12 protein-coding genes are annotated in these 13134 nt (G+C 41.4%); 5 read left to right on the top strand and 7 right to left on the bottom strand.

All coding sequences use genetic code 11. From position 1 onward, the window contains the following. Window positions 1-134: 134 nt before the first annotated feature. The 4 genes from FTU06_RS11970 to FTU06_RS11955 all read left to right on the top strand — a co-directional run bounded on the left by FTU06_RS11970 (window position 135) and on the right by FTU06_RS11955 (window position 3820). The gene (locus FTU06_RS11970) at window positions 135-2174 is read left to right on the top strand and encodes a M3 family metallopeptidase (RefSeq protein ID WP_180089582.1); all 2040 of its coding nucleotides are present in this window, start codon (window positions 135-137) and stop codon (window positions 2172-2174) included. 40 nt (window positions 2175-2214) lie between these two features. Next, window positions 2215-2424 carry a YheV family putative zinc ribbon protein gene (locus FTU06_RS11965; protein WP_171256675.1) on the top strand — a complete coding sequence of 70 codons (210 nt, stop codon included), beginning with the start codon at window positions 2215-2217 and terminating at the stop codon, window positions 2422-2424. Between the two features lie 16 nt (window positions 2425-2440). After that, complete coding sequence (locus FTU06_RS11960; protein ID WP_111885422.1) at window positions 2441-2878, top strand: hypothetical protein; 438 nt, start codon at window positions 2441-2443, stop codon at window positions 2876-2878. A 66-nt stretch (window positions 2879-2944) separates the two neighbouring features. Beyond that, the gene (locus FTU06_RS11955) at window positions 2945-3820 is read left to right on the top strand and encodes a DMT family transporter (protein ID WP_180008432.1); all 876 of its coding nucleotides are present in this window, start codon (window positions 2945-2947) and stop codon (window positions 3818-3820) included. 87 nt (window positions 3821-3907) lie between these two features. Here FTU06_RS11955 and FTU06_RS11950 read toward each other — a convergent pair whose 3' ends face one another. The 5 genes from FTU06_RS11950 to FTU06_RS11930 form a co-directional block, all read right to left on the bottom strand. Continuing rightward, window positions 3908-6193 carry a TRAP transporter large permease subunit gene (locus tag FTU06_RS11950; RefSeq protein ID WP_180146826.1) on the bottom strand — a complete coding sequence of 762 codons (2286 nt, stop codon included), beginning with the start codon at window positions 6191-6193 and terminating at the stop codon, window positions 3908-3910. A 190-nt stretch (window positions 6194-6383) separates the two neighbouring features. Beyond that, window positions 6384-6956 carry a rhombosortase gene (gene rrtA / locus FTU06_RS11945; protein WP_180146823.1) on the bottom strand — a complete coding sequence of 191 codons (573 nt, stop codon included), beginning with the start codon at window positions 6954-6956 and terminating at the stop codon, window positions 6384-6386. 43 nt (window positions 6957-6999) lie between these two features. Beyond that, window positions 7000-8064 (bottom strand): hypothetical protein, encoded by a 1065-nt coding sequence (locus FTU06_RS11940; protein WP_180146820.1) that lies wholly within the window; start codon window positions 8062-8064, stop codon window positions 7000-7002. Between the two features lie 520 nt (window positions 8065-8584). Continuing rightward, window positions 8585-8971, bottom strand: a complete 387-nt coding sequence (locus FTU06_RS11935; protein ID WP_180146817.1) for a hypothetical protein — start codon at window positions 8969-8971, stop codon at window positions 8585-8587. Then, window positions 8964-9221, bottom strand: a complete 258-nt coding sequence (locus FTU06_RS11930; RefSeq protein WP_078189264.1) for a succinate dehydrogenase assembly factor 2 — start codon at window positions 9219-9221, stop codon at window positions 8964-8966. The genes FTU06_RS11935 and FTU06_RS11930 overlap by 8 nt, the downstream gene beginning before the upstream one ends. A 182-nt stretch (window positions 9222-9403) precedes the next feature. Here FTU06_RS11930 and FTU06_RS11925 point away from each other — a divergent pair, with 182 nt between their 5' ends. Continuing rightward, window positions 9404-10576: an acyl-CoA dehydrogenase family protein gene (locus FTU06_RS11925; protein WP_180055988.1), complete on the top strand. Its 1173-nt coding sequence runs from the start codon at window positions 9404-9406 to the stop codon at window positions 10574-10576. Window positions 10577-10619: 43 nt separating this feature from the next. Here the strand turns inward: FTU06_RS11925 and FTU06_RS11920 are convergent, their stop codons facing one another. Both FTU06_RS11920 and FTU06_RS11915 read right to left on the bottom strand, forming a co-directional pair. Then, window positions 10620-11417, bottom strand: coding sequence for an alpha/beta fold hydrolase (locus FTU06_RS11920; protein ID WP_373684705.1), 798 nt, complete (start codon window positions 11415-11417; stop codon window positions 10620-10622). 133 nt (window positions 11418-11550) lie between these two features. Further along, window positions 11551-13041, bottom strand: a complete 1491-nt coding sequence (locus FTU06_RS11915) for an NAD(P)/FAD-dependent oxidoreductase (RefSeq protein WP_180146814.1) — start codon at window positions 13039-13041, stop codon at window positions 11551-11553. Window positions 13042-13134: the final 93 nt, after the last annotated feature.

Below are 13134 nucleotides of genomic sequence, written 5' to 3'. Positions count from 1 at the left end.
TCTTTTTGATTCTTCAGGTCAGTAAAGGCTGAGTGACCTCTGCAGAAGATGAATAATTCCTGATTTAGTCTTGATTTAACCCGTAACAAACCCTACATCTATAAATAACTCAGGATTTATATGAAGTAGAAAATATGACTTTAGAAAAGGCAACTTTGCCCGTTCCTCAATTTGATCAAATTACCTTAGATCAACTCAAAGAAAAAATTCAAAATGCGATTCAACACGGTCAACAATTTCTAAATGAACTGACGGTTGTTCCAGATTCGGTACAAAAACAACTGAATACGTTAGAACAGGTCGATGATCTTGAAAACAATATGAGTGAAGCATGGGGCGTGCTCTCGCATCTAAATGCCGTGATGAATAATGCTGAAACTCGTGAACTCTACCAATCTTTATTACCCGGCCTGAGTGAATACTATACGCAGCTAGGTCAACACACAGCGTTGTATCAAACGTATCAGCACGTACATGACAACAGTGTATTTGACACGCTGCCTGCGGCACAGCAAAGCGCAATTAAACTTGCGTTACGAGACTTTAAACTTTCAGGCGTAGCCTTAGAAGGTGAAGCGAAAAAACGCTATGCAGAAATATCTGCACGCCTTTCACAATTATCATCAGACTTTTCCAACCACGTATTGGATGCCACCCAAGCCTACTTCAAACCTTTAACAGAAGCGCAGCTCAAAGGACTACCTCAAGGTAGCATTGAACTTCTGAAACAATACGGTCAGCAACGCGAACTCGAACAGGCTGTAGCAACACTCGACTTCCCGTCTTATATTGCCATTATGACCTATGCCGAAGACCGTGAAGTCCGTGAAGCACTCTATAAAGCCTATACCACACGTGCTTCTGATCAGGCAGACGCTGCTGAATTTGACAATACAGCAGTCATGGAAGAAATCTTGAAGCTGCGTCAGGAAATGGCTAGCCTGCTTGGTTTTAGCAACTACGCCGAATTGTCTTTAGCGAGCAAAATGGCACCCGATGTGGCAACTGTTGATCAGTTCCTAATTGAACTGGCAGAACATGCGCGTGCGCCAGCAGAGAAAGAAATCGCTGAACTGAAAGCCATTGCAGCGCAAGACGGTATCACTGAGTTACAACCGTGGGATGCCACTTTCTACTCAGAAAAACTCAAAGTTCAACAGTTTAATTTGTCACAAGAAGACCTGAAGCCCTACTTCCCTGCACCTAAAATTATTCAAGGCTTGTTCAGCATTGTAAATCGTCTCTATGGCATCAATGTAATCGAGCGTGTAGCGCCTGTTTGGCATCCCGATGCACGTTACTTTGAACTTGAAGATCAAGGCAGCGTGATTGGCGGATTCTACTTTGACCTGTATGCACGAAGTGGGAAACGTGGCGGCGCATGGATGAGCGGCTTCCGTTCACGCATGCAAACTGAAAATGGTCTGCAAAAACCAATTTGCTACATGGTCTGCAACTTCACTCCACCTGTCGGTGAGCAAGCTGCTTTACTTACCCATGATGAAGTAACAACGCTGTTCCACGAATTTGGTCATGGCTTACATCACATGCTCACGGAAGTCGATAATATTGCTGTCGCAGGTACACATGGCGTGGCGTGGGATGCAGTAGAGCTACCAAGTCAATTCATGGAATTTTGGACTTGGGATCAAGAAAGTTTAGATTTACTCAGTGAACATATCGAATCAAAACAAACTTTACCAGCCGATCTGTTAAAAGCACTACAAGATGCACGTTTCTTCCAGTCTGGGATGCAAACTTTACGTCAAATTGAATTTGCCATGTTTGACTTAAATATCCATAAGGCCAACCCTGCTTTGGACGCTGCAGGCATCCAACAAACCTTAGATGATATTCGTCAAAAATATGCAGTTGCACCCACTACTTCGTACAACCGTTTCCAACATGGTTTCAGTCATATCTTTGCAGGTGGTTACGCTGCTGGTTATTATTCATACAAATGGGCAGAGGTTTTGGCAAGTGATGCCTTCGACCGATTCGAAAATGAAGGAATTTTTAATACTTCGACTGGCAAGTCGTTTAGACAATTTATTCTAGCAGTTGGCGGAAAAGATACGGCACTTGACGCATTTATCAATTTCCGTGGACGCGAGCCAAAAATAGATGCTTTGCTGCGTCATCAAGGTTGGACGAACGCATCTAAAAACGCTTAAACTAGTGACCTTAGTTAGATTCAAGGTAAGTATGATGACCATTAAACGACGCTTCATTGCAGGTGCAAAATGTCCAAAATGCCAAGCGATGGACCGGGTTGTCATGCTGACCTCTGGCGAAGACGAATGGATCGAATGCATTGATTGTGGTTACAGTGAAAATCGACCGACTCATGTCGATCAACCTGAACAACCAGCCGTGCCAGATGATATCGGTGTGATCCAATTTAAGCCGCGCCAGCCTAAATAAAAATTAAGGTCACATAATGCTAGTAGATCAAAGAAATAATCCAAAACTGTTAGTTGGAATCATTGGGGGCTTAACGTTATTGATTGCTATCTTTTTTGCATATCAATGGTTAAGCAGCAGTACAGCTGATAAATCTGTACTTCAAGAAGAAATGGTCGCTGCACCGGCTAAACCGCCTGTTGCAGTCCCTGTCCAATCTGAAACTGAAGCATCAGTCCCTACCGCAGAGACTGACACCATTAAATTGGTCGAAGAAGACATTTTAGATGCAGCTGTGCCTGAAAATGCCTCTTTAGCCAAAGAAGAAATTGCCAAATTAGATGACATTCAACAGCAATTGAATGATCAGGAACAAAGCTTAAAACAGCAGCATTCAGATGCAGATGAGCTGATTAAACTGAAAGAAGAACAAATTAAATTACTCGAAGCCCAGTTAGCACAACAAGCAAAATAACCGACTTCTGCTACACCCTGCGTACTTATAGGCTAGAATATCATCAGATTTTTTAGCCTTTTTGTTATGTCCACTACTACACCACAGAATATCCCCAAAGCAATTGGCTTTCTCATGCTGTCAGCGCTGCTTTTTTCCATCATGGGGGTTTGTATACGCTACGCATCTCACACGGTAGATAATGCCACCATCGTATTTTTTCGAAATGCGGTTGGCTTATTGATCTTTCTCCCTTTGATCCTGCAAAAAGGGAGCACATTTTTTAGAACTGAAAAACTGTGGATGCATACATGGCGTTCAATCGTAGGCTTGGTGGCAATGTATGGCTTTTTTTATGCCATTGCACACTTAAAACTCTCCAATGCCATGGTCTTCACCTATTCCTCACCGATCTTTATCCCCTTAATTGCATGGTTATTTTTAAAAGAAAAAATGACCCTGAGTATGCTCATTGCCGCAGTCATTGGTTTAATCGGCGTGCTCTTCGTCGCAAAGCCCGATGCAGGAATGTTCAATCAGTTATCACTCATCGGACTGAGCGCAAGCTTCTTGGCAGCCATGGCATTTGTCACTGTCCGTGCGCTTACAGCAACAGAACCGCCTGAACGCATTGTGTTTTATTTCTGCTTTTTTGGCACACTTATTTCCATGATCCCAATGTTTTGGCTCTGGCGTCCCTATAGTTTAAAAGAGTTAGCTTTTCTGATTACAGCGGGACTTTTGGCCAATATCAGTCAAATTTTTATGTCCAATGCCTATAAGCTCGCACCCGCAGGTCAAATTGGCCCCGTGAACTATATCACGATTATTTTTGCAGGTATTTGGGGCTTTGTTCTTTGGCAGGAACTGCCAGACATTTACAGCCTATTCGGCTTTGCTTTTATATTTTTAGCGATTTTGCTCTGTAGTCCAATCCTACAAAATAAGTTTAAAAAGTCATAAAGATTCAAACCATTTACCATCAAATGCACAGCCCCTTATTCAATAAAAAAGCACCCGAAGGTGCTTTTTTAATGCTTCAAAATTAATTTATTGATACCAACCAAACAGCTTAAAGAAATACGGCAGATACGCAATAATCAACATTGCAGGGAACAGCACAATCAGCGGCAAAATCCAACGTTCATAACGGTAATAAAACGACAAGTGACGAACTTCAGCATCCGCTTCATTTACTTCAGCATCCCCTATCGACTGTCGGGCCAAGAGGTGGTTCAATGCAACTGGAGGCGTAACATAACCTAGCTCAAAACCAATGAGTGTAATCATCCAAAAATGCACAGGATGAATACCGTATTGATAGGCTACAGGAGCAATAGTTGCAGAAATTAAAATGACTGCGCCAAACGGATCCATAATCATACCCACAAAGACCATCAATCCGACAATCAATGTGATAACCAAAAAAGTACTGCTGATATCAGTTGGGAATAAACTCATGACTTCAGTACGCTCTAGCAATCCACCAACGCTTACCGAAAGCGCCATCAAAATAACCAAAGCACCGATATGTCCAACGGTTTCACTGGTCGAAATATGCATCGACTTCCAAAAACCAACTTGACGTAGAATCTGCATAGAGCTGGATTGAGCCACTGTATGATTCGCAGCCTGCCCATCATCTGTGCTATTGCCATGTAATCCTTCACGGTATTCTGCATGTGCAACCTGTGCGCCGGCTAAAGCAGGTTCAGCATTCGCACTATAATTTGCTGTTAGTGTTTCATCCCAATGCCCAACTGCTGACAATGGTGCTGGCTGATGACGTAATTTATCCACTAAAACGATCATCAGCAGAATAACAGGCATCATGACTGGTGCAGTAAATTCATTTAAATCTGTATTCAATAAATATTTATAGAACATCCAGATCAGCACGAAAATCACAATATAAGGAATAACGGCTAAGAAGGCACGTCCTGACTGCGGCGCTGCCACATTGGCTTGAGCAATACGGAACTTATGTTCTGCAAAAAATAACGACACAATTAAAAACATCGTAGATGTCAGCAAGAACGTATAAATACCATATTGATAAAGCAGATCCGTGGTCACTTCTTTATTTAGCGATGCAACAACCACAATCAATAAGCATGGACGTAAAACCACCCCAAGCGAACCGGACATTGCTGTTGCAGCCAAGGCAAATTGACGGCGTCCGCCAGCGTTCCACACTTCCTTATAAATAATCGCGCCTGCCGCAATGACAAAGATCCCCGATGCGCCAGTATAGGCTGTAGGCAATGCTGCTGCGATTAAAATCAGCCATGTTAAAGTCTCAGGAGCTAAGTTCCATGGGCGTAAAATATTCAAGAATAAATCTACGACACGGGTTTGCTTCAACAACATACCCGCCCAAATGAATAACGCTAGATTCAGGAAAATACTTGAAAACTCGACCAATTGCCCTAAATAGATACCTTGACCCATCGGGTAGTCCATAAAGAAGATAAAGGCGATACCTGTAATCAACGCCATATACGCATATAAAGGCACGCTTAGGAACGCGAAACTAAGACTACCGCCCTCTTTGGCATCTTTTGGCGGACTAAACAATTGCAAAACACTGATCAATGTCAGGATTGAGAACAGCGTCATCCACATCCAATAAATCAGTTCAGTTTCGGTAGTCATTGGAACTCCCGAATTTTTCACTGAATTGAATTGGCTGATACTTGAGTAGGTTAACAGTCCATTACCGAAGCTCATCATCAGGCTATAAACACGATAATCCTTCTTGGTTGCAGGACCGCGTAGACCAATATGATGAATTTTCAATGTCGCACTAATCGCAGCTATAACCACCATAAAAATCAACAAAATGGCGCGATTTTCAGTACCAAATTTAAAGATACCGAAGAAGCTTGTTTCAAAATTACGATAGGCGCGAATACTCGGATGCTTCTCCATATGTTGCATGGCTTTATCATAAAATTGATACTTTTCTTCACACTGCTGCACACCCGCTAAAATAGACGAACGAACGTCATTCTCAGATGCCGTACCAAAAAAATCAGCAAACTCATCTGCTGCATTGGCTTGCATTTGAGTTTTCACCAACGCATCGACATTCGGGTTACGGTCACATTCAGGCTTGGCAGGCTCAGCCCTTAAAAAAGAGTACTGCATACCTGTTGCAGTGTCACCATACAGTCGCTCTCCCATACGGAGCAACTGCCCATGGATCATCTCCCCTGTACCGATAATTAGTGTAAGCAGAAGCAAGATCAATACGACTAGAGTCGAAATCCATTCTGTCCAGACATAACGTAACAGACCAACGATGCTGGATCTGTTTTGTGCATCATTTTGCATGAGTCTTCCTATTTTTATTTTGGAGCCTAGCTGGACTAAGCATCCTCTTCCTTATCGGTTCGAGAAGTTCCTTTCCCTGACCTAACTGTTTTATTATTACGTTTAAATTTGCATCAATATTCAAAACATTAAAATGACAATATGTATTTTCTTTTCGGTTTTTTTTGTCAACCCAATCACCTAAAGTGAGCTAACGATCCCAGAAATAATTGCCAACAAGATAGAACAAGGCGATGATAATGCCCCAAATCACCCCCAATAAATGTGCTTCGACTAAAATGGGGCTTCCAATTAATTCAGCCGTTCCCGTATTGCCCACGGTATTTTCCCACACCAATTTTGCCAAAATCAGCAACAATACAAAGGCTGCAAAATTTCGCTCCCGTCGATACATCAAATGCACACAAGCGACCGCGACATAGGCACCATGCAAGACACCAGATAATCCGGCATAGGCTTCAATATCGGGTAAGAAAAAATAGAAACTTAGACTGATTAAAGGAGATAAAATCAATAAAATGGCAACAAAATGCCATGTCGAAACTCGTGGGAAAATAAACGGTAAGCAAATAAAGGCCAATATATTTAAAACAAAATGAATCCAACCGACGTGAACCCAATGTGCGGTCCATAAGCGCCAAAAATCATGAAATAAGTCATCTTGCCAATAGATAAAATAATCTTTAAATACCTGTAGCGAGGCACAGATCGAAACGAATAGGGCAAGAAAGACAATTTTCGGTATTAAAAATTGTAGTTTCATTTTCGCTCCTCCTGTACCTCACTTTTAAACGCTATTGCAAAGATTAATTTGCAGCTGTGCCACTGGTTTCAATATCACCACTAAACAAATCATCGAGTTCAGAACTATTGGCACTTTCATCCCAGAAATGTTCCATACCATCATCAGCCGTACGAACGCCTGTATGTTCAGTCCAATAACGATCTGAAATCCCTTTCACCATGGTTTCAGCCATGCTATCGATGAGCTTAAATTGTGGATTAACAGGTTTCTCATCGCTACGCGCTTGTGCAAAGGTACGTAAGGCATCACGGATTTTCGCATCATCGCCACTGGCTTGTGCAGCAACCGCATATAAAGCATGTGACAGTCTCACACCCTTTTGCTCACCAATTTGCGTAGATTGTTTCAATGTTTGGTATGGATCAGGTTTTCCATCACCTGCACCCGGCAATAACGTCCAGATCACAGCGCGGGTTGCATTTGGTGCGCCCCAGAATTTTTCATTATTCAGACACACCATACCGCGTTCAACAATCGCAGCAATGTCTTTAGGAACGTTTACCGCCCCACCTGAGTTAATATCATTGGTCATGGCCTGTAAGCCACTTAACATTCCCAACATATACACTGTTTGGTCAATGTCGCTGTTCATTTTTGGACAGCCTTCACCTAGACTTTTCTTATACTTCTTTTCAAAACGATCTTGAAATAATTGATAGCCGGTATATTGACGCTGTGCCGCAAGTGCCGCCCAACGCTTTTGCTCAACACGGGCATCCTGTGCTTCGGTTACTTGGTTAGCTTTAGATGCACGTAAATAACGTAACTCTGCATCCAAGGCTTTTTGTTCTGCACAAATCCCTGCTGCTGAATACATCAACACAGCCACACGTGTTGGGTCTGCGCCCATATCTTTGGTGGCCATAATGGCTGGGGTTAATGAATTACCTGAATTACACACCATTTCAGCATCTTCCATGGCTAAAATTGGTGGCACAATATGTTTTTCGGTAAATCCGAGTGCAACATTAGCACCGGTTTTTACAACCTGTGAACAACCCGCGAATAATGTACTTGTTATTGCTACAACTGCCACACCCTGGCATATTTTTTGGACGCTCGACATTTTCCTGTCCTCTATAATTGTGTTTATGTCCATCACGACAAACATATCAGAAGCAAAAAATGAATAAAAGAGTATTTGCTCTAATTTGAACGACACACTGTGCCATGAATCACGCTGAATGCAATTGACTGATTTTTTAGAAAGACTAAATTTTAGGCAAAAAAAAAGTAGCATAGCGACGGTTCGGCACATGCTACTTATTAACTGTGAAAGCGTTTGACTGCTTATTTTTGAGTTAACTGTTCCTTCAGCACTGTTCCTAGTCGTCCTATAACAATTGCTAACACAATCGCTATTACCAGAAACATCCAAGTTGGCATCATCATGATGATTTCATTTAACGGCTGTTGGTAAGGCTAATATATAGGCAGAGAATCACCGCACAGCTTAAAATTGTCAGACAATTTAAATATTTTGCCAATAAAATCCAATCCTGTCAGACAAGATTATTTTACCTGCAATATAAGATAATGAAATATTTTCATTTTATTGAATTTTAAAAATTAAGGCTGTCTAACAATTAGATCATTTTGGCCAATACTTTGAGTGATTTCCACTGTTTCAAGGACAATTGATCGCGCCAAATAATCACTGGTTTTGCACGCGCATGCATAAAATACACCACGATATACATTTGATGATCCAAAATATGGCTAATTTGAACGCGTTGCACCGGACGGTTGAGTCGTTGCAAAGACCAATAAGTTCCATCCAAATAATCTAGACTGGTGACGTGTAAATGCTTACGGAAAAACAGTACATAAACCACTAGTCCAATGAGGAAAAATACCCCCCAAAGCATAGGTGTTAGTAACTGATAAAGCAGCGTCATCAATACCGCAAAAATAAAAAACTGAAACGCATGCGATAAAAAACTGCGTTTCAGTTTGAATTGCCGATTATCCATGAACGTAATGTTTTAATTTTTGAATAAACGTTTTTAATTCAGGACGTGGCGGTTCACTAACTTCCATAAACCAATCCAACAAATCTGGATCTTCTGCAGCAACGAGTTCTGCAAACATGTCTTTTTCAGCTGCATCGGCTTGTAAATAGTAATTTTTGACGTAGGGATCAAAATAAACATCAATCTCTTTTAAACCACGACGTGCGCGGTAGATCACTTTACGCTCTTCTAAGCTGATTTCATCAGTCATTGTCTTCCCCAATCGTTGAACCCGTCTAGTGTAACTCATCCACCCCATTGAAGTGGAGTGTTTTCAAAGATTGACCGAATGCTTCAACGCAATTCTTGCTTTTGAATGTTCTGCACATTGCAGTCACACGCTGCATCTTATAACTTGAAGACAAAGCCATAAAAATGAATAGGATATTCAAAATGCAATCTGGAGCGATTCGCCCACTCAATAACATGCTGCCACGTCAATTATTTAATGCAGAGCATGATGCATTTCGTGAAACAGTACGAAAATTTTATGAAAAAGAAGTTGTACCCAATATCGAAAAATATGAAAAACAACAACATGTTGACCGTGACTTATGGAATAAAGCTGGTGCCATGGGCTTGCTTTGCCCGACCATGCCCGAAGCTTACGGTGGCTATGGTGTAGACCGACTCTATAGCATGATTCTGATTGAAGAGCAGGCCTATGCTATGGACTCCTCTACCGGCTTTTCACTGCATTCCGACATTGTGGCCAATTATATTCATAACTTTGGCAATGAAGAACAAAAGCTGCATTGGCTGCCGAAAATGGCATCTGGCGAAACCGTGACTGCCATTGCAATGACCGAACCGGGCACAGGTTCAGACCTACAAGCCGTACGCACGACAGCTACAGAAGATGGTGATGACTATATTATTAATGGGTCAAAAATCTTTATCACCAATGGCTATTTATGTGACATGGCGATTGTGGTCTGTAAGACAGGCAATAGTGAAAAAGGCTCTGCCAATTTATCGTTAATTATCGTCGAGGCAGATCGCGTCGGTTTTAGTAAAGGCAAACCTTTAAACAAAATTGGCATGAAAGGTCAGGATACCTGTGAACTGTTCTTTGACAATGTCCGCGTCCCTAAAAGCAACTTACTTGGCATGCAAGGTATGGGCTTTATGATGCTGATGAAGGAATTGGCTTGGGAACGTATGTTGGTCGCGATTATTTGCCAAGCCGGTGCAGAAGCAGCCTTTGCGCACACTGTTCAATACACCAAAGAGCGTAAGGCATTTGGCAAGACCGTATCTAGTTTCCAAAACACCCGTTTTAAATTGGCAGAGCTACGCACTGAAATCGATTTTTGTCGAACTTATCTAGACCGTTGTATGGAGCTGCAACTTGAGGAACAGCTCGGTATTGACGCAGCCGCAGCTGCTAAATACAAAATTTCAGAAATGTTCTCCAAAGTCGTGGATGAATGTCTGCAGTTGCATGGCGGCTATGGCTATATGCTTGAATATCCAATTGCACGGGCTTATATCGACAACCGTGCCAATCGTATCTATGCCGGTACCAATGAAATTATGAAAGAGCTGATTTCCCGCTCTTTATAACAACAAAGCCCATCATCGGATGGGCTTTTATATTCTTTCGATATCAACTTAAATCATTCACAAAATCACAGATGAGTGCAGCGACCAATGCGGGTTGCTCTTTGTGCGGCATGTGATGAAGCCCTTCCAAAATCTCTAGCTCAGCATCACCTTGTATACCCGAAAAAAGTTTCTGAGCTTGTGCTGTCGTCCCGTATTCATCCAGTTCTCCATGTATGACCAAGCTTGGACACTGTACTTTTCCAACATAATGCTCAAGGTTCCATTGACGAAAACTCGGTGAAAGCCAAGTTTCCGTCCAAGCATCCAAAACCCATTGGGCTTTATCCCCATGGTATTTAGCCAAGCGTTCAAGCTGTCCCGGCTGCGCAAACCCTGTTTTAGCTTCACGTATACCCGATAATGTGAGTTCTTCCACTTCATACTGTGCTGCTATGGTAATCAGACCTCGACATTGTTCAGTATATTCACTGGCAATGACGACTGCCATTCCCCCACCGACACTATGTCCCATCACAATAAACTGTTGAATGGAATAATATTGAAGAAGCGCCCTAAAGCTCCGCTGTGCTTCAGCATAGACAAAATCAGTACTTAATGGATCAGGGTTCGCTGATGATTTCCCGAAGCCCAACCGATCATAGGCAATCACCGTTCTGCAAGACTCAGCAGCCAATTGCGCAGGAAAATCACGCCACAAATCAACACTGCCTAGTGAATCATGCATCAATATAATCGGAGCCAAAGTTGCATCTTTATCTGTAGTTTCAGGCTGCCAAGCTTTGGTATATAGCTCATAAGCATTTAATTTTATAAATTCTGAATGTTCTTGAATATTCACATTAACCCTGTGTACTTTTCCTTATTTCAACATGATATATTTTTCAACAAATAATGCGCATCAAATAAAACCCTAAAGTCACATATCTAAAGCAAAAAAAAGGAGCATGATGCTCCTTTTTTATGTAACTGACTTAAGAAACTAATCTGGGTTTAGCCGCTAGTTGATCAGACTTTTTTTCAAATTTCAGCACCCCATCTTCAAATGAAGCATGCTTTAATTCTTTACGATCTGCCAAATAGTTATTGCTGACTTTCCACGGTGCATGTTTACCCTGTTTTGGCATCACATCTGCTGCACGTGCAATATAGCCTGAAGTCAAGCTTCCCATTACTGTATCTTCTAACAACTCGGTCGCATCGCCTTGTGGAATCACTTGGTTATAACCATTTTGATCCATATAGTTAATCAATTTACAGATGTATTCAGAAGCAATATCGACTTTTAATGTCCATGAAGCATTAATATAGCCAATAATCATCGCCATATTTGGTACATCACTTACCATGACACCACGGTACAGCATATGCTTAGAGGTATTTAATGGCTGACCATCGATTGTGGCACTGATGCCACCTAAAATTTGAATGTTGAGACCTGTAGCTGAAATCACCACATCTGCATCAAGATGTTTACCTGATTTCAATTGAATGCCATTTTCAGTAAAACTTTCAATTTGATCGGTTTCAACAGATGCACGGCCTTCGCGTAAAATTTTAAACAAATCACCATCTGGCACCACACAAAGGCGCTGATCCCAAGGATTGTAATCTGGGGTAAAGTGCTTCATATCCACTTTACCTTTCAACTGCAACTCAATTGATTTTAATAAAAATTTACGGAGTAATTTAGGTTGCTTTTGTGCAACAGCATAAACAGCCCGTTGGACACCGATATTTCGTGCACGGGTAAGTTTATAAGCAACATCTTCAGGTAATACTTTACGCATTTTGTCGTAAATGATGTCAATAGAAGGTACTGAGGCAATATAGGTCGGAGAGCGCTGTAGCATAGTCACATGCCCTGCACCGCCTTTTGCCATAGCTGGCACAAGGGTAATTGCTGTTGCGCCACTACCAATAATCACCACTTTTTTGCCTGCATAATTAAAATTTTCAGGCCAATGTTGTGGATGAATGAAGGTACCTTTAAAGTTTTCCTGCCCTTTAAACTCAGGTTGGAAACCTTGGTCATAATTATAATAACCCGTACAGCCAAAGACGAAATTTGCAACCCAGGTTTGTTGTTTCTTCTTCGCATCTTCAATAACAACAGACCATTTACGAGTTTGTGAATCGTAGTTCGCACTCATAACACGCTGCTGAAAATGAATTTTTTCTTTGATCTTATATTCGTCAATCACTTCAGAAAGGTAGCCTTTAATCGAAGACCCATCAGCAAGCACACTAGATTTTTTCCACGGCTTAAAATTAAAGCCAAAAGTTGACATATCCGAATCAGAACGAATACCCGGATATTTAAAAAGATCCCATGTACCACCGAAACTTTCACGTCGTTCAATAATTTCAAATGAACGATTTGGACAATTTTTTGAAAGATGAGCAGCCAAACCTACACCAGAGATCCCTGCACCTACAATGAGAATATCAACTTGTTTTTCCATGTTGTTCTTTTAAACTATCTTAGATTTATATTTATTAAATCACATTTTTGACAATGCACAATGTCAAGTTTAAGCAAAATGCGATTTATTTTT

This window comes from Acinetobacter sp. YH12052, assembly GCF_013419835.1.
GTDB classification, from domain to species: domain Bacteria; phylum Pseudomonadota; class Gammaproteobacteria; order Pseudomonadales; family Moraxellaceae; genus Acinetobacter; species Acinetobacter amyesii.
The sequence above is the reverse complement of the archived record's forward strand: the minus strand, read 5'-3'. Positions and strand labels throughout refer to the sequence as shown.

Bases quoted from the DNA above. Each gene is read 5' to 3' on its own strand.
- FTU06_RS11970 (WP_180089582.1), top strand. From the start codon at position 135: ATGACTTTAGAAAAGGCAACTTTGCCCGTTCCTCAATTTGATCAAATT.
- FTU06_RS11960 (WP_111885422.1), top strand. From the start codon at position 2,441: ATGCTAGTAGATCAAAGAAATAATCCAAAACTGTTAGTTGGAATCATT.
- FTU06_RS11955 (WP_180008432.1), top strand. From the start codon at position 2,945: ATGTCCACTACTACACCACAGAATATCCCCAAAGCAATTGGCTTTCTC.
- FTU06_RS11950 (WP_180146826.1), bottom strand. From the start codon at position 6,193: ATGCAAAATGATGCACAAAACAGATCCAGCATCGTTGGTCTGTTACGT.
- rrtA (WP_180146823.1), bottom strand. From the start codon at position 6,956: ATGAAACTACAATTTTTAATACCGAAAATTGTCTTTCTTGCCCTATTC.
- FTU06_RS11940 (WP_180146820.1), bottom strand. From the start codon at position 8,064: ATGTCGAGCGTCCAAAAAATATGCCAGGGTGTGGCAGTTGTAGCAATA.
- FTU06_RS11935 (WP_180146817.1), bottom strand. From the start codon at position 8,971: ATGGATAATCGGCAATTCAAACTGAAACGCAGTTTTTTATCGCATGCG.
- FTU06_RS11930 (WP_078189264.1), bottom strand. From the start codon at position 9,221: ATGACTGATGAAATCAGCTTAGAAGAGCGTAAAGTGATCTACCGCGCA.
- FTU06_RS11925 (WP_180055988.1), top strand. From the start codon at position 9,404: ATGCAATCTGGAGCGATTCGCCCACTCAATAACATGCTGCCACGTCAA.
- FTU06_RS11915 (WP_180146814.1), bottom strand. From the start codon at position 13,041: ATGGAAAAACAAGTTGATATTCTCATTGTAGGTGCAGGGATCTCTGGT.